Raw genomic sequence first — 15,495 nt, forward strand, 5'->3', positions numbered from 1 at the left:
GTGGTCCCACCCGATCCCATCCCGAACTCGGAAGTGAAACGCAGCCGCGCCGATGGTAGTGTGCATCTCGCATGCAAGAGTAGGTCACCGCCAGGGGCTTTATCCTTAAACGCCCTCACCGTTATCGGTGAGGGCGTTTGCTTGTGCGCGATAGAAACATCGCGCTTTACCTGCAGGCGCCGGCAACAAACAGGCCGGGCCCAGCGTGCGGAACGCATGCGGGCTTCACCCGCGCGCGAACAGCCGCCGCGCGATGACGGCGATCGCGATTAAATCTCACACGGGATCGATTGCGGGATCCTGGAGCGCAGCTATTGGCGACAGCTTCAGGCGACAGCGATGGCCGGTGCTTTCACGGCCATCCGCCCGGACTCGCCAACAGGCTTTGTTACTGCACGCTCTTCTCGTTGGCGCTGGCGTAGACCTGATCGGCCCACTGGGTGGCGTTGAGATAGATCGCCGCCAGGCGTTGGATGCGTTGCGTAGGGATCTGTGCGCTGGTCAGCTCGTTGGCCTCCCAGGCAAGAACCTGCTGCAGGATCGAGGCGAACGGACCGCCGCGGCCGGTCAGCGCGTCGCTGATCTCGGGTGTCAGGCGCAGCTGCGGCAGCAGGAATTCCATCGGCGCGCACATCAGGGTGTCCAGCAGCGAGAACAGGCCGACGGTGAAGGCCATTTCGGCGTGGCCGTGCGGCATGCCCTGGGCCAGTTCTTCGCACATGTGAGCGCGGATCAGCGCGGCGCGCAGCAGCTCGGGCGGGCGGTCGTCCATGCTGCACATCGCCATGGTGTCGACCCAGTTGCGCATGCGGGTGACGCCGAAGAAGATCGCGGCCTGCTGCACGGATTTCAGTTGCCGCGGCAGCGCGAAGTAGGCCGAATTGACGCAGCTCAGCAGCTTGTAGCTGAGCACCGCGTCGTCGCGGACGATGTTGCCCAGCTCGACCGGGCCCGGATTGCTTTCGTGCAAAGCGCCCATCAGGCGCAACATGCTCAGGCGGTTGGCGGTCAGCACCGGAACGGCCATCGGTTGCGGCACCAGCAGGTAGCGTCCCTGCACCGCTCCCAGCGGCAGCTCCATGCAGCGCTCGTAGGCGAGGTGATCGTTCACCTGGCCGGCGACCACGTGCAGGCCGCGCGCATGCAGCAGTTGGGCGCGCTGCGCCAGCAGTTCCGGTGCCAGCTGGCTGGCGTCCAGCCGGACCAATTGCACCATGTGCAGCAGGGCTTCGAACGGCAGGCTGTTGTCGAGATCCTGGCTGCCCACGTCCAGCATGAACTGGCAGCCGCGCTGCGCCATCTGCTGCAGGCGCTTCATCAGCGCCGCATCGTTGGCCACGTGCGGTTGCAGCACCACGCCCAGGCGCGGCTGATGCAGCAAGACGTCGGCGTCTTCCGGCAGCAACTCGGCCGGCAGGTTCAGGAACGCGCGATTGCCGCGAACCAGGCGGGTCAGCGCGCCGTCGGTAATCATGCCCAGCGCGCCCCGCAACAGAGCTTGCGGGTCGCTGCTTTCGTGATGGAACAGGATTTCGTAGGCGAACAGCTCGCGCTCGCGATTGAGCAGCGGCACGCGCATCACCGGCAGCGGCGGCGCGACGCCTTCATAGGCGGTGGATGGGGTAGCAGCGGGAACGGTACTGGCGGGGACGGTGTTCATGCTGGATCCGGCATCGCATAGGGTGGTGAAGCGTGCCGCGGCTGACGGTACGCAGTAGACGCCCATGCGGGTGCGGGCGGCGATGGACTCATCTCGACATCATGCGGCTGCCAGCGGGCGCGAACGCGCACCGGCGTGCAGCTCTCCGCTGCGGTCATAGAGTCCGTTGCTGTTGTCCGCGCCGGTCAGCACCGCCAAGGCCTGACGCACCATCTGCAGGCGCTGGCTGACGATGCCGCCATTGCGCTGATTGAGCTGATGGCAGTGCCGCAGCGACTGCACGATGGCGGCCCAGGCCGGATCCGGCACGGCCTCGGCGCGCGGCTGTTCGCGCGCCAGTTGGCGGCGCTCGGCGTCCAGCTGCTCCAGCTGCTGCATCAAGGCCTGCTTATGCGTACCGGCCTGGCCGAGCGCTTCGCTGTCGCCGCTGTCGAGTGCCGCACGTTCGGCCTCGAGCGTCTGCACGAGTCGATCGAGTGCCTGGCGCATTTCGCCCTGCACGGCCGCGAGGGCCTCATCGAACTCCTGCCGCAGCTGCGGGCTCATGCCTTGCCCGTGCCGCCGAGCTGCCGATCCATGGTGATCATGCGGTCGGCGATGCGGCCAGCATCGACCTTGTAGCTGCCGTCGGCCAGCGCCTGGCGCACGCGCTCCACCCGCTGCGGATCGACCGCGGCGGTATCGGTGCGCGCTGCCTGCTGCAGCGCCCGGGCCGAGTCGGTCAGCTTGAGCTGGTCATCGCCCCGGGTGGCGGCTGCGCCGGTGTTTGCGGCGCCGGCGGGAGACTCTGTCGCCGGACTGCTGCCCGCATGGCCGGTGGCTTGCGGGAGTTTCGGCAAGCCGTTGTTGGAAATTGTCGTGTTCATGCGTCCGTTCTCACTGTGGAGTGGCCCTGTGAGTGCTGCATCGGCCTGATGTACGGAAACTTTAGGGCTTGGGAATCGGGTGTGGAAGGCATGGCGGGTCAGGGCAGGGCAAGCACCACGCCGGGGGCGCGGACCATGGCGTCGACCACCTTGCCCGAGCTCTCGTTGCGCACGCGCAGGCGGGCGCCATTGTCGCCGCTGCCCAGCGCCACGCCGTCGGCGCGCACCACGATGCCGTCGAGGTCGGCCATCACCTGCACGTGGTCGCCCGCGCTCACCATGCGCCGACCGGCCAGGGCGGCCGGGGTGAGCAGGCTGCCGCTGGGCAAGGCGCGGGCGAGGCTGCGGCCAGTGACCTGGTCGAGATTGTCGACATAGCCGTAGCCGAGCCGGGTCACGTCGCGCTGCTCGGCGTGCACGTCCGCCGGGCGCAGGCCGTCGCCGCGCAACAGCGCACGGTTGGTCACCAGCACGGCCCGGAACAATTGCAGTTGTACCTGCACGCGTACCGTCCAGCCGTCGGCTTGCGGGCATTGCACGGGGACGCTCAGCCGCGGCGCGGGACGGATGGCGTCGGCCAGCACGGCGCGCAGCGGCACGCCGCACGGTGCCAGCCGCAGGCGCGGATCGAGCGGCGCTGCCTGCGCCACGACGCGGCTGCCGGGCAGGTCGAAACGGGCGTGCACGGCCTGTTCGGCCACGGCGCGCACGGCGTCGGGCGAAGGCGCGGCGGCCAGGCCGATGCCCGGCAGGCCCAGCCATGCCAGTACCAGCAGCCGGCCAGCGCTGACGCGGCGCCGGCTCACGCGTCCGCCATCACAAGGTCGAGTTGCCCCAGCAAGGCATCGCGGGCGGATTCGATCTGCCGCGACAGCGCGGCGGCCTGCGCGGCTTCGCCGTCGCATAGCAGCGCGATGAAGCGGTTGCCCTGTTCGCATAGCTGCATGCCGGTTTCGGTGAGACCGGCCGTGGCGGGATGATCCGGCCGCTGCGCGCCGAGCCGCTCGACGCTGCGGCGGATCGCATGGGTGTCGAACCAGCGCCGATCCAGCGCGGCAGGTTCGTGCAGGGCCAGTTCGGCCGCCTGGCGCAGGTTGAGGGATGCCTCGCGCACGGTCAGGCTCAGGCTGCCGGTGTCGTTGCCGCTGACGCCCTCCAGCCAGTCCAGTCCCAGCCGATGCGAAAGCAGCGCCGCGCGCTGCAGCGCGTCGGACTGCCGCCTCGCTTCGCCAGCGCGGCGCTGCATGGCGCCGAGCGCGGCCTGGACGCTGGTGGCGCGCGCATGCTGCGCATCGTGGTTCTGCTGCAGCTTGTGGACGCGGTCGCCTGCCGCGCGCAGCGCCTGGCCGCCGCTTGCCAGGGTGGCGCCCGATTGCGCCGCACCACTCTGCGCCCGTTCCAACTGCTGCAGGCTGTGCTGCACGTCGCCGTTCAATTGCGTGGAAAAGTCGCCGATCGAACCGGTGACGCTCTCGATCTCGGCCGTGGCGACGGCGGTTTTTTCCGCCAGTTGCTTGACCTCGTCGGCGACCACGGCGAAACCGCGGCCCGCCTCGCCGGCGCGCGCGGCCTCGATCGCCGCGTTCAGCGCCACCAGGTTGGTCTGATGGGCGATTTCCTGCACGGTGGCGGTGAGCCTGCGGATCTGTTCCACCTGCTCGGCCAGCTTGCTCTGGTTGCGGTTCATCGCCGCCAGCGCGCTGCGCAACAGGCGCAGCTGGCCGTCGAGCTCGCTGACGTTGCCGCTGCCGGCCTCGCTGGCCTGGCTGGCCAGTTCGAGCTCGGCGCCCACCTGCCGCAGTGCCGTCGAGATACCGGCGCTGCCATCCGTCAAGCGATCGACACTGCCGCGACCGTCCTCGCTGGCCTTGTCCAGCGCTGCTTGTTCTCGAGCCAGCTGCTGCACCGCGGCCAGCACCAGGCTCTGCTGCTCCACGGCTTGCAAGGCCACGGCCGCGGGCGGCCGGCTGGCAACACGCGCAAGCAGCGGCGCCAGCGCCTGCGCGGCGCGTGGATGGGTACGCCGGAGTGCGGCGATCCGTGCTTCGTCGCCGGCAGCGGCGGCTTCCACCAGAGGGGCGAGATGCTGATTCCAGATCAGGCTCATGGGTCGAACATCACCTTATTGTCGATGGGGCGGCGGGCTCTTGCAGGAGACTGCATCGTCCAAAACCGCCGCGGCTTGAGGAAGCAAACCGCATGCCACTCCATTCCCGGGCGGTCGCGTGCTCAAGCGCGGCGCGATGCGGTCGATAGCCTGCGCGTACGGCCGCTGCGGCGGCGGGTCATTCGCGAGGAGTCCGCATGGGCGGCACGCTGCTGGAAAAGGTCGAGCAACATACCCGGCTGGCCGGCCACAACCGGGTGGCCATGCTGCTGTTCCGGCTCGGCGACGCGCAGCTGTTCGGCATCAACGTATTCAAGGTGCGCGAGGTGATGCGCCGGCCGCCGCTGGAGCGCGTGCCGGGCACGCATGCCTTGCTGGCAGGCAGTTGCGACTACCGCGGGCAGACCATCCCGGTGATCGACCTGGCCGCCGCGCTCGGCTACCCGCCACTGCGCGACGAGGCATCGGCACACCTGATGGTTACCGAGTTCAGCCGCTCGGTGCAGGGCTTCCTGGTGGCCGACCTGCAACGCATGGTGCAGTGTGACGGCGACCGGCTGGAGGCACCCGCCGCCACGCTGGGCTTCGGCGCGCGGGTCAATGCGGTGACCCGCGTGGACGGCGCGCTATTGGCGGTGGTGGACGTGGAGCAGGTGCTGGCCGGCATCGACGCGGCGCCGGCCGAACTATCCGTGCAGATGCAGCGCCTCGCCGGCGCGCACACGCTGGCACCACGGCGCGTGATGGTGGCGGACGACTCGCTGATCGCCCGCCGCCGCCTGGTCGAGCTGTTCCGGCAGATGAACATCGAGTGCGTGGTGGCGCAGGACGGCCGCGAGGCACTCGATCGACTGCATGAGCTGGCCGCCGCGGATCCGGCCGAGGGCGTCAAGCTGGTGGTCTCCGATATCGAGATGCCGCGCCTGGACGGCTACGCGCTGACCCGCGCGATCCGCGAGGCGCCGGAGCTGCGGCGATTGAAGGTCGTGCTGCACAGCTCGCTCAGCGGCATCTTCAACGAAGCGATGGTGAAAGAAGTCAAGGCCGACCGTTTCATCGCCAAGTTCCAGCCGGACCTGCTGGCGCAGGCGGTGCTGGACTTGTTGCCGGCGGAGCCGCCGGCCGACTGAGGCGCCGGGAGGCGTCAACAAACCGACTCTGCCCTGGCGACGCCGACGCGGCGCCAGGGTGCGGACCCTTCCAGCCCAGTCGTGGCAAGGGTTCCGGTGTGGTGGCATGCAACTTGCCTCCAGCTCCCTGCGGCAACCGCACGCGGAGCAGACGATGAGCCCCACACCGCAAAACCTGTTCGGCATCCACACCCAGGCGCTGGACCTGTGGCAGCGCCGTGCCGACGTGCTGGCCAACAACCTGGCCAATGCCGACACCCCCGGCTACCTCGCCCGCGACATCGATTTCCGCAAGGCACTGGCCGCGGCCGGCGGCGGCGCCGACGGCAACCTGCCGCTGCAGGCGTCCACGCCCGGGCAGATCGGCGCCGGGCCTGGCGCGTCGACGGGTACCGCGGCGCTGGCCTACCGCGTGCCGACGCAGCCAAGCATGGACGGCAACACCGTCGACGCCCAGATCGAACAAGCCGATTTCGCCGCCAACAGCGTGCACTACCAGGCCAGCCTTTCCTTCATCACCGCGCAGATCCACATGCTGCGCACCGCCATCACCGGAGGGCAGAGCTGATGTCGCTCTTTTCCATCTTCAACGTGGCCGGCTCCGGCATGGCCGCGCAGTCGTTGCGGCTCAATACCGTGGCCAGCAACCTGGCCAACGCCGAAAGCGTGTCCGGCACGCCCGAGGGCGCCTACCGTTCGCGCGAGCCGCTGTTCGCCGCGGTAAAGGCGCAGCAGTCCGGCGGCAACGCCGATGGCAGCCAGGGCGTGCAGGTGCTCGGCGTCACCGAGAGCCAGGCCGCGATTCCCCAGCGCTACGAGCCGGGCAACCCGATGGCCAATGCCGACGGCTACGTCTACGCCAGCAACGTCAACCCGGTGGACGAGCTGGTCAACATGATCTCGGCGTCGCGTTCGTACCAGAACAACGTCGAAGTGATGAACAGCGCCAAGCAACTGATGCTCAAGACCTTGACCCTCGGCCAGTGAGTTTCCTGCCATGACTACCAGCGTGACCAACAACGTCGGCACCACCAGCACCACCACCGGCGGCGCGGCTACCGGCAGCGCCACCGCGGCCAGCTCCGCGCTCGGCAACACGATGAACCAGGCCGACTTCCTGAAGCTGCTCACCACCCAGCTGCAGGCCCAGGATCCGACCAACCCGATGGACAACTCGCAGTTCGTCTCGCAGCTGGCGCAGTTCAGCCAGCTGGCTTCCACCCAGGACCTCAACACCAGCCTCAACAGTCTCTCCAGCCAGATCACCAGCGGCCTGCAATCCTCGCAGGTGCTCGGTTCGGTCGGCCTGGTGGGCCGCCACGTGCTGGTGCCGTCGGCGAATCTCAGCTACGCGGGCAGCGCGCTGGACGGCGCAGTCGGCGTCACCGCCACGTCCTCCGACGTGCAGCTCGTCATCAAGAACAGTAGCGGCAAGGTAGTGCGCACGCTCGACATGGGCGCGCAGCAGTCCGGCCTGGCTCGTTTCGACTGGGACGGCACGGACGACAACGGCAACCCGCTGCCCGCGGGCGACTACAGCATCGCGGCCGCCGACCAGAGCGGCAACGCACTTTCCACGTATGCAGACGGCACGGTGAGTGGCGTGGGCTACGGCGGCAGCAGCGTGGGTACGTACGTGCAGGTAAACGGCGTGGGCGGCGTGCCGCTCAGCGCGATCGCGCAGATCAACTGACCGCCGACAACAACCTTCCAGCGAGGAACCATCCATGGCACTCAACCAAGCTCTCAGCGGCATCAACGGCGCCCAGTCCGACCTCAACGTCATCGCCAACAACATCGCCAATGCCAACACCACCGGCTTCAAGGGTTCGCGTGCGGAATTCGCCGACATCTACGCGGTCACCGGCATCAACCTCAGCGCCACCGCGGTGGGCAGCGGCGCGCGCCTGACCAGCGTGGCGCAGCAGTTCGCCCAGGGCGACATCCAGACCACCGGCAACAGCCTGGACCTGGCGATCAGCGGCAACGGCTTCTTCGTGGTCAACACCGGCAACGGCTACGCCTACACGCGCGCCGGCGCGTTCCACCAGGACCAGACGGGCAACGTGGTCACCCAGGACAACCACGCGCTGCAGGTCTATCCGTACAGCACCGCCAGCAACAGCTTCGACACCAGCACGCTCACCAATCTGAACCTGGTCACCGCGCAGAGCTCGGCCAAGCCCACCACCACGGCGGTGGTTTCGTCCAACCTGCCGGCGGACGCCACCGTGCCGCCGCTGGCCTTCGACCCCACCAACCCGGCCACCTTCAACCAGTCGTCCACCTTCACCGTGTACGACAGCCTGGGTTCCTCGCACCAGGCCACCGCCTACTACGTGAAAACCGGCACCAACGCCTGGAACGTGGACCTGTACGTGGATGGCAACAACGCCGGCACGCAGGCGCTGACCTTCGACAGCAGCGGTGCGCTGACCACGCCGGCCAACGGCATCGTCGGCTTCAACCCGGTGAACTACGGCAACGGCGCGAATGCGCAGACGCTGTCGATCAACTTCGGCAAGACCACCCAGTACGGCACCGGCTACGCCGCCGGCACCATCAGCCAGGACGGCTACACCGCGGGCGCGCTGTCCTCGATCGACATCGACAACGCGGGCATCGTCACCGCGAACTATTCCAACGGCCAGAGCAGCAAGATCGGCCAGCTGGCGATGGCCAACTTCCAGAACCTGCAGGGCCTGCGCCAGCTCGGCAGCGCCAGCTGGATGTCCAGCACCGATTCGGGCACCGCGGTGATGGGCACGGCTGCCAGCGGCCAGTACGGCACCATCCAGTCCGGCGCGCTGGAGGAGTCCAACACCAGCGACACCACCCAGCAGCTGGTCGACATGATCCAGGCGCAGCGCAACTACCAGGCCAACGCCCAGGTGCTGTCCACCGACAACACGCTGGCCAGCACGCTGTTCAACGCCGTGTCGCGGTAACTAGAGCCTGCTCATGACCCCCAAACACCCCGCGTTGTCATCGAGTGGTCGCCAGGTGGTAGAGCGTGGCGCAGGCCTGCCTGGCTGGCAGGTCAAGCCGCGCGCTGCCGCCTGGTGGCCACTCGATGGCAACCCGAAGGGCCGGGTCTGTTTGCCCGCATGCCGTCGTCATCACTCAGTCGTGGACGGACGTCCACTCTTTCGTTCTTCCTTGGCCTGCGCGCAAACAGCTTCCGGCGCGGGGTGCTTGGGGATCGTGAGCAGGCTCTAAGAGGTAGCCGCCCATGGACCGTTCCGCCTACATCGCCATGACCGGGGCCACGCAGATCATGCGGGCCCAGGACGTGGTGAGCCACAACCTGGCCAACGCCAACACCACCGGCTTCAAGAGCGAGCTGGACGCGTTCCGCGACTTGCCGGTGCAGGGGCCGGGCAGCCCCACCCGGATCAACGCGGTGGCGCAGAGCCTCGGCCGCGACGACAGCCAGGGCACGCTGCAGCAGACCGGACGTCCGCTGGACGTGGCGGTGCGCGGATCGGGCTGGATCGCGGTGCAGGCACCGGACGGCAGCGAAGCCTACACGCGTGCCGGCAACCTGCAGCTCACTGCCGACGGCACGCTCACCGACGCCGCCGGTAATCCGGTGATCGGCAGCGGCGGACCGATCAGCATCTCCGACAGCGCGCAGATCGTGGTCGGCGACGACGGCACCATCTCCAGCGTGCCGCTGGGGCAGGGGCCGAACACGCTCACCCAGATCGACCGCATCAAGCTGGTCAACCCCGATCCCACGCAGCTCGCCAAGGGCGCGGACGGCCTGCTGCACATGGCCGCTGGCGCCAGCGCCGACGCCGATCCGGGCGTGCAGCTGGCATCGCAGACGCTGGAAGGCAGCAACGTCAATCCCTCAGCCGAACTGGTGCGGATGATTTCGCTGTCGCGCCAGTACGAGATGCAGGTGCGCTCGATCAAGACCAGCGAAGACAACGCCGACGCCAGCCTCAAGCTGTTGCAGGCGAGCTGAACCCGACACTTCTAGCGGAGCCACGCCATGTTCTCCTCCCTCTGGATCGCCAAGACCGGCCTCGATGCGCAGCAGACGAGCCTGGACGCCATCTCCAACAACCTGGCCAACGCCAGCACCACCGGCTTCAAGGCCTCGCGCCCGGCGTTCCAGGATCTGATGTATCAGAACCTGAGCCAGCCCGGCGCGCAGACCACCGAGCAGACGCAGTCGCCCTCGGGCCTGCTGATGGGTACCGGCGTGCGCGTGGTGGCCAACGAGAAGCTGTTCACCCAGGGCGCGATCAGCCAGACCGGCAACGCGATGGACGTGGCGATCCAGGGTCGCGGCTTCCTGCAGGTGACCATGCCCGACGGCACCACCGCCTACACCCGCGACGGTTCGCTGCATACCGACGCCAACGGCCAGGTCGTCACCGCCGACGGTTATCCGATCGAACCGGCGATCACCCTGCCGCAGGGCGCGCAGAGCATCACCATCGGCACCGACGGAACGGTCAGCGCGACGCTCGCCGGGCAGGCGGCGCCGCAGCAGGTCGGCAACATCCAGCTCGCCGACTTCGTGAATCCGGCGGGTCTGCAGGCTATGGGCCAGAACTTGTTCCTGGAAACCGCGTCCAGCGGCACGCCGCAGGCCGGCCAGGCGGGCTTGAACGGCATGGGCACGCTGCTGCAGGGCTCGCTGGAATCCTCCAACGTCAACGTGGTGGAGGCGATGGTGGACATGATCCAGACCCAGCGCACCTACGAGATGAACTCCAAGGCGATCAGCGCCGCGGACGACATGCTGCAGACCATCACCAACAAGACCTGAGGCATGCCGTGATGTCCGTTCGTCGTTCTACCTTCGTGTTGCCGTGCGCCCTGGCGCTGCTCGCAGGCTGCGTGATGCAGCAGCCGCGCGACGACGCGCAGTGGGCCGCCACGCCGCCGGTGGTCGCCGCTGCCGCACCGGTGGCCGACGGTTCGATCTACCACGACGAACAAGGCATGGAACTGTTCGCCGACCCGCGCGCCCACCGCACCGGCGACATCCTCACCATCGTGCTGGTGGAAAACACCCAGGCGGTGAAGAAGGCCAGCACCAGCACCAGCAAGACCAACAAGGACAACATCGGCGCGCCTTCCTTGCTCGGCCGCACCTTCAACAAGGCCAGTGTCGGCATCAACAGCGACCACAGCTTCGACGGCGGCGGCTCCAGCAGCCAGAGCAACCAGCTCACCGGCAACATCACCGTCACCGTGGCGCAGCGCCTGGCCAACGGCAGCCTGATGGTGCGCGGCGAGAAGTGGCTCACCATCAACCAGGGCCAGGAACTGATCCGCATCACCGGCATCGTGCGTCCGCAGGACATCGGCCAGGACAACACCGTGCCGTCCACCCGGGTCGCCGACGCCAAGATCTCCTACACCGGCCGCGGCACCCTGGCCGACGCCAACACCCAGGGCTGGCTGTCGCGTTTCTTCACCTCCAAGTGGATGCCTTTCTAAATGAAACTCCACGGGCCCATGACATCGCAGGCTGCCCTGCAGCACGAGCGTGCGAACCCGCACGGCACGTTCGCCCCCTCTCCCCTCCGGGGAGAGGGTTGGGGAGAGGGGACACGCTCGCGAGGTGCTGCTTTCGCTTCGCTCTTCGCTCGTTTCTCCAAGCTCTTCCGCAAGCCCCGCCCCTCACCCCAGTCCTCTCCCCAAAGGGGAGAGGGAGTGGCGTGCGTCGCTTTCGCACTCTTCACCCTGCTCGCCACCCCCGCCCACGCCGACAAGATCCGCGACCTCGCCTCGGTCGGCGGCGTGCGCTCCAACCAGCTGATCGGCTACGGCCTGGTGGTGGGCCTGGACGGCTCCGGCGACCAGACCACGCAGGCGCCGTTCACCACCCAGAGCCTGGAGAACATGCTGCAGCAGTTCGGTATCAACGTGCCGGCGAACGTGCGCCCGCAGCTGAAGAATGCCGCCGCGGTGACGATCACCGCCGAGCTGCCGCCGTTCGCCAAGCCGGGCCAGACCATCGACATCACCGTGGCCTCGATCGGCAACGCCAAGAGCATCCGCGGCGGTGAACTGCTGATGTCGCCGCTGCGCGGCGCCGACGGCAACGTCTACGCGGTGGCCCAGGGCAGCGTGGTGGTAGGCGGCATCAGCGCCCAGGGCAAGAGCGGTTCCAGCGTGGAGAAGAACATCTCCGCCAGCGGGCGCATCCCGAACGGCGCCACCGTGGAGCGCAGCGTGTCGTCCGCGTTCACCGGCAGCGACGATTTGCGCCTGAACCTCAACACGCCGGACTTCACCACCGTCTCGCGCATCGTCAGCACGATCAACCGCACCTACGGCAGCGGCACCGCGCACGCGGTGGACGGCGGCACGGTGGAAGTGCGCGTGCCGCAGGACCCCACCCAGAAGGTGGCCTGGCTCGGCACCATCCAGGATCTGGACGTGACCCCGGGCGCGCCGCCCGCGCGCGTCGTGGTGAACTCGCGCACCGGCACCGTGGTGATCGGTTCGGACGTGCGCGTGTCCGCGGCGGCGGTGGCGCATGGCGCCATCCAGGTCACCATCAGCGAGCAACCGCTGGTCAGCCAGCCGGCGCCCTTCAGCAACGGCCAGACCACGGTGGTGCCCTCCAGCAACGTGCAGGTCAGCGAGGAGGGCGGACACATGTTCAAGTTCGGCCCGGGCGTGAGCCTGGACGCGATCGTGCGTGCGGTGAACCAGGTCGGCGCATCGCCCAGCGACCTGATCTCCATCTTGCAGGCACTGAAGCAGGCCGGCGCGCTGCACGCGGATCTCGTGGTCATCTAGCGATGTCCGACGCCGCGCTGTCCGCCAACGCCTCGCTGAGCACCTGGACCAATCTGTCCGGGTTCGACCAGCTGCGTGCGCAGGCGCAGCAGAACGGCAAGGCAGCGCTGCCGGCGGTGGCCAAGCAGTTCGAGGCGCTGTTTACCCAGATGATGCTGAAGTCCATGCGCGCGGCCAGCGACAGCTTCGGCGACGCGATGGGCGACAGCGATGCCGGCAAGGCCTACCGCGACCTGTTCGACCAGCAGCTTTCGGTGAGCTTGTCCCAGGGTGGCAACGGCATCGGCATCGCGCAGATGCTGATCCGCCAACTGGGCGGCACGGCCACCCCGACGCCAGCTGGCGCTGGCGCCTCGATCGGCACGGTCGGCGGCAGCGGCACGCCGACGGCGGCCGATCCCGCAGCGGACCCCGACGGCATCGGCGACCCCACGCAATTGCCGGCTACTGCCGACCAGTTCCAGCGCCGCCTCGCCAACGTGGTGGAAGCCGGGCGCGAGGTCGGCCGCAGCGCGATGAAATGGTTGCCGCAGGACGCACAGGAGTTCGTGCGCGCACTGGCGCCGTACGCCGAGGCCGCGGCGCAGAAACTGGGCTTGTCGGTGCGTACCGTGCTGGCCCAGGCCGCGCTGGAAACCCAGTGGGGCAAGCGCATGCCGCGCAGCGCCGACGGTTCCACCAGCTTCAACCTGTTCGGTATCAAGGCCGGCGAAAGCTGGGACGGGCGCAAGGTCGGCGTGCCCACGCTGGAATACGAAGGCGGCGTCGCGGTACGTCGACGCGCGCAGTTCCGTGCCTACGATTCGCCGGCGCAGTCGTTCAAGGACTACGCCAACCTGATCGCCTCCAACCCCCGCTACGCCGCCGCGCGCGGCCACGGCGACGACGTGCGTGGCTTTGCCCGCGCCCTGGTGCGTGGCGGTTACGCCACCGACCCGTCGTATGCCGAGAAGATCAGCGCCATCGCCAGCAGTCCGCAGATGCGCGATGCGCTGGCCGCGCTCAAGAATCCGGCCAGCGTGCCGAACGAATAAGCGATCCCAGGAATCCCGGTCATGTCCAGCCTGTTCAGCATCGGTGTCTCCGGCCTCAACGCCGCCCAGCTTGGCCTGAAGGTCACCGGCAACAACATCGCCAACGCCGGCACCGACGGCTACAGCCGCCAGAACACCGTGCAGGTGGACCAGGTGGGCCAGAACACTGGCCGCTACACCATGGGCACCGGCGTGGACGTGATCGGCGTGCAGCGCGCCTACAGCCAATACCTCACGCAGACGTTGTGGAGCACCAACAGCGCCTTGCAGGGCGCCACCACCACCAACGACCTGGCGACCACGTTGAACGGCCTGCTGCAGAACAGCGGCAACCTGCAATCTGCGCTGGACAGTTTCTACGGCGGCTTCAACGCGGTGGCGAACGCCCCGCGCGATCCTTCCGCACGGCAGGCGGCGCTGGGCAATGCGCAGACCCTGACGCTGGCCTTTAATACCTTCGGCCAGCAGCTCGACCAGCAGCGCACGCAGATCAATACGCAGATCGCCGACGCCGTCGGCAACGTCAACTCGCTGGTCAAGCAGATCGCCGCGCTCAACACCAGCATCAGCCAGGCCGGCAACACCCAGCCCAACGACCTGCTCGACCAGCGCGACAGCCTGGTCAAGCAGCTGGCCGGCGTGACCGGCATCTCCGTCTCATTGCAGCCCGACGGCACGCTGAGCGTCTACAGCACGTCCGGCCAGACGCTGGTGAGCGGCAACTATGCCTACGGCTTCCAGGTCGGCAGCGACGCCTACGACGCCACCAGCACCAGCGTGCTCGACGCCAGCGGCCACGACATCAGCACGCGCCTCTCCGGCGGCACGCTGGGCGCGCTGCTGGCCTATCGGCGCAACACGCTCGATCCGGCGCAGAACCAGCTGGGCCGTGCCGCGCTGGCGCTGGCGCAGACCGTCAACGCGCAGCAGGCCAAGGGCCTGGACTTGAACGGCAACCAGGGCGGTCCGCTGTTCAACGTGCCCAGCCCGGTGGTCGCGGCCGCAACCGGCAACAAGGGCAGCGCCACGGTGGGCGCCAGCGTGAGCAACATCGGCGCGCTCACCACCGACAACTACGTGCTCACCTACACCGGCAGCGGCACCGCGCCCTCGGTCAACGGTTGGGCGCTGGCCACCAGCAGCGGGCGCTCGGTACCGCTGACCGCCAACGCCGACGGCACGCTGTCGGCCGAAGGCCTGACCTTCAGCGCGTCCGCCGGCGCCCAGGTCGGCGACAGCTTCCAGATCCGGCCCACGCGCAACGCGGCCAGCGGCCTCGCCATAGCGACCAGCGACCCATCCGCCATCGCGGCCTCGACGGCGCTGAAGGGCACGGCCGGCAGCACCAACAGCGGCGGCGCCACGGTGAGCGCGGTGAACGTGGCCGACAGCACCAACGCGAACCTGTTCTCCGGTGCCAGCGTGAGCTTCGGCGCAGGCGGCAGTTACACCGTCACCGACGGGGCGGGCAACACCACCACCGGCACGTACACCGCCGGCACGGCGATCCAGTTCGACGGCTGGAGCCTGAGCCTTTCCGGCACGCCCGCCAGCGGCGACAGCTTCACCGTGGCCAAGAACAGCGACGGCCTGAACGACAACGGCAACGCGCTCGATCTCGCCGGACTCGCCGATAGCGGCGTGCTCGACGGCGGCCAGACGTCGGTGGTGGGCGCCTATGCCGGCCTGACCAACCAGATCGGCCTGGCCGGCAGCACGGCGGCGAACGACCTGACCACCCAGACCGGCCTCTACAACCAGGCGACCAGCGCGCAGCAAAGCGTGGTCGGCGTGAACCTCGACGAGGAAGCGGCCAACCTCATCAAGTACCAGCAGGCCTACCAGGCCTCGGCGCAGGTGATCTCCACCGCGCAGACGCTGTTCACCAGCCTGATTTCTGCCATCCAAGCTTGAGGACCTGTTC

General features: G+C 68.4%; 16 protein-coding genes and 1 rRNA gene. 12 read left to right on the plus strand and 5 right to left on the minus strand.

The genetic code is table 11. From position 1 onward, the window contains the following. Positions 1–96, plus strand: a 5S ribosomal RNA gene (gene rrf, locus ISP14_RS14955); the annotation flags it as partial. A gap of 292 nt (positions 97–388) precedes the next feature. On the opposite strand, the gene ISP14_RS14960 is transcribed toward rrf, so the two are convergent. The 5 genes from ISP14_RS14960 to ISP14_RS14980 form a co-directional block, all read right to left on the minus strand. Beyond that, the gene (locus ISP14_RS14960) at positions 389–1,660 is read right to left on the minus strand and encodes an EAL and HDOD domain-containing protein (protein WP_404541311.1); all 1,272 of its coding nucleotides are present in this window, start codon (positions 1,658–1,660) and stop codon (positions 389–391) included. Between the two features lie 99 nt (positions 1,661–1,759). After that, on the minus strand, positions 1,760–2,206 hold the full coding sequence (locus ISP14_RS14965) for a flagella synthesis protein FlgN (protein ID WP_404541313.1): 447 nt from the start codon (positions 2,204–2,206) through the stop codon (positions 1,760–1,762). Continuing rightward, complete coding sequence (gene flgM / locus ISP14_RS14970; protein ID WP_404541315.1) at positions 2,203–2,526, minus strand: flagellar biosynthesis anti-sigma factor FlgM; 324 nt, start codon at positions 2,524–2,526, stop codon at positions 2,203–2,205. Before flgM ends, ISP14_RS14965 begins: the two co-directional genes overlap by 4 nt. Positions 2,527–2,624: 98 nt before the next feature. Next, the gene (gene flgA / locus ISP14_RS14975) at positions 2,625–3,332 is read right to left on the minus strand and encodes a flagellar basal body P-ring formation chaperone FlgA (protein WP_404541316.1); all 708 of its coding nucleotides are present in this window, start codon (positions 3,330–3,332) and stop codon (positions 2,625–2,627) included. After that, a complete protein-coding gene (locus tag ISP14_RS14980) occupies positions 3,329–4,633 on the minus strand; it encodes a methyl-accepting chemotaxis protein (protein ID WP_404541318.1) in 1,305 nt (434 codons plus the stop codon). Before ISP14_RS14980 ends, flgA begins: the two co-directional genes overlap by 4 nt. 197 nt (positions 4,634–4,830) lie before the next feature. Here ISP14_RS14980 and ISP14_RS14985 point away from each other — a divergent pair, with 197 nt between their 5' ends. From ISP14_RS14985 to flgK, 11 genes are all read left to right on the plus strand, one after another. Then, a complete protein-coding gene (locus ISP14_RS14985) occupies positions 4,831–5,763 on the plus strand; it encodes a chemotaxis protein (RefSeq protein WP_404541319.1) in 933 nt (310 codons plus the stop codon). 154 nt (positions 5,764–5,917) lie between these two features. Then, positions 5,918–6,331 carry a flagellar basal body rod protein FlgB gene (gene flgB / locus ISP14_RS14990; protein ID WP_404541321.1) on the plus strand — a complete coding sequence of 138 codons (414 nt, stop codon included), beginning with the start codon at positions 5,918–5,920 and terminating at the stop codon, positions 6,329–6,331. Further along, positions 6,331–6,750, plus strand: a complete 420-nt coding sequence (gene flgC, locus ISP14_RS14995; protein WP_404541324.1) for a flagellar basal body rod protein FlgC — start codon at positions 6,331–6,333, stop codon at positions 6,748–6,750. Before flgB ends, flgC begins: the two co-directional genes overlap by 1 nt. A 10-nt stretch (positions 6,751–6,760) precedes the next feature. Beyond that, on the plus strand, positions 6,761–7,456 hold the full coding sequence (locus ISP14_RS15000; protein WP_404541326.1) for a flagellar hook assembly protein FlgD: 696 nt from the start codon (positions 6,761–6,763) through the stop codon (positions 7,454–7,456). 34 nt (positions 7,457–7,490) lie between these two features. After that, the gene (gene flgE / locus ISP14_RS15005) at positions 7,491–8,711 is read left to right on the plus strand and encodes a flagellar hook protein FlgE (RefSeq protein ID WP_404541328.1); all 1,221 of its coding nucleotides are present in this window, start codon (positions 7,491–7,493) and stop codon (positions 8,709–8,711) included. 284 nt (positions 8,712–8,995) lie between these two features. Continuing rightward, on the plus strand, positions 8,996–9,736 hold the full coding sequence (flgF, locus tag ISP14_RS15010; RefSeq protein ID WP_404541330.1) for a flagellar basal-body rod protein FlgF: 741 nt from the start codon (positions 8,996–8,998) through the stop codon (positions 9,734–9,736). 27 nt (positions 9,737–9,763) lie between these two features. Beyond that, the gene (gene flgG / locus ISP14_RS15015) at positions 9,764–10,549 is read left to right on the plus strand and encodes a flagellar basal-body rod protein FlgG (protein WP_404541332.1); all 786 of its coding nucleotides are present in this window, start codon (positions 9,764–9,766) and stop codon (positions 10,547–10,549) included. 11 nt (positions 10,550–10,560) lie between these two features. After that, entirely contained in the window at positions 10,561–11,226 is a 666-nt protein-coding gene (flgH, locus tag ISP14_RS15020) for a flagellar basal body L-ring protein FlgH (protein ID WP_404541334.1), read from the plus strand. Between the two features lie 216 nt (positions 11,227–11,442). Then, the gene (locus tag ISP14_RS15025; protein ID WP_404541336.1) at positions 11,443–12,537 is read left to right on the plus strand and encodes a flagellar basal body P-ring protein FlgI; all 1,095 of its coding nucleotides are present in this window, start codon (positions 11,443–11,445) and stop codon (positions 12,535–12,537) included. A 2-nt stretch (positions 12,538–12,539) separates the two neighbouring features. Continuing rightward, entirely contained in the window at positions 12,540–13,571 is a 1,032-nt protein-coding gene (gene flgJ, locus ISP14_RS15030) for a flagellar assembly peptidoglycan hydrolase FlgJ (protein WP_404541338.1), read from the plus strand. A 21-nt stretch (positions 13,572–13,592) separates the two neighbouring features. Continuing rightward, on the plus strand, positions 13,593–15,485 hold the full coding sequence (gene flgK, locus ISP14_RS15035) for a flagellar hook-associated protein FlgK (RefSeq protein WP_404541340.1): 1,893 nt from the start codon (positions 13,593–13,595) through the stop codon (positions 15,483–15,485). Positions 15,486–15,495: the final 10 nt, after the last annotated feature.

Source organism: Dyella agri (assembly GCF_044904705.1).
GTDB lineage: Bacteria > Pseudomonadota > Gammaproteobacteria > Xanthomonadales > Rhodanobacteraceae > Rhodanobacter_A > Rhodanobacter_A agri.

Excerpts from the sequence above, each read along its gene's own strand:
- ISP14_RS14960 (WP_404541311.1), bottom strand. The coding sequence starts at position 1,660 with ATGAACACCGTCCCCGCCAGTACCGTTCCCGCTGCTACCCCATCCACC.
- flgF (WP_404541330.1), top strand. The coding sequence starts at position 8,996 with ATGGACCGTTCCGCCTACATCGCCATGACCGGGGCCACGCAGATCATG.
- flgM (WP_404541315.1), bottom strand. The coding sequence starts at position 2,526 with ATGAACACGACAATTTCCAACAACGGCTTGCCGAAACTCCCGCAAGCC.
- flgE (WP_404541328.1), top strand. The coding sequence starts at position 7,491 with ATGGCACTCAACCAAGCTCTCAGCGGCATCAACGGCGCCCAGTCCGAC.
- flgC (WP_404541324.1), top strand. The coding sequence starts at position 6,331 with ATGTCGCTCTTTTCCATCTTCAACGTGGCCGGCTCCGGCATGGCCGCG.
- ISP14_RS14980 (WP_404541318.1), bottom strand. The coding sequence starts at position 4,633 with ATGAGCCTGATCTGGAATCAGCATCTCGCCCCTCTGGTGGAAGCCGCC.
- ISP14_RS14985 (WP_404541319.1), top strand. The coding sequence starts at position 4,831 with ATGGGCGGCACGCTGCTGGAAAAGGTCGAGCAACATACCCGGCTGGCC.
- flgB (WP_404541321.1), top strand. The coding sequence starts at position 5,918 with ATGAGCCCCACACCGCAAAACCTGTTCGGCATCCACACCCAGGCGCTG.
- flgG (WP_404541332.1), top strand. The coding sequence starts at position 9,764 with ATGTTCTCCTCCCTCTGGATCGCCAAGACCGGCCTCGATGCGCAGCAG.
- flgH (WP_404541334.1), top strand. The coding sequence starts at position 10,561 with ATGTCCGTTCGTCGTTCTACCTTCGTGTTGCCGTGCGCCCTGGCGCTG.
- ISP14_RS15000 (WP_404541326.1), top strand. The coding sequence starts at position 6,761 with ATGACTACCAGCGTGACCAACAACGTCGGCACCACCAGCACCACCACC.
- flgJ (WP_404541338.1), top strand. The coding sequence starts at position 12,540 with ATGTCCGACGCCGCGCTGTCCGCCAACGCCTCGCTGAGCACCTGGACC.
- flgK (WP_404541340.1), top strand. The coding sequence starts at position 13,593 with ATGTCCAGCCTGTTCAGCATCGGTGTCTCCGGCCTCAACGCCGCCCAG.
- ISP14_RS14965 (WP_404541313.1), bottom strand. The coding sequence starts at position 2,206 with ATGAGCCCGCAGCTGCGGCAGGAGTTCGATGAGGCCCTCGCGGCCGTG.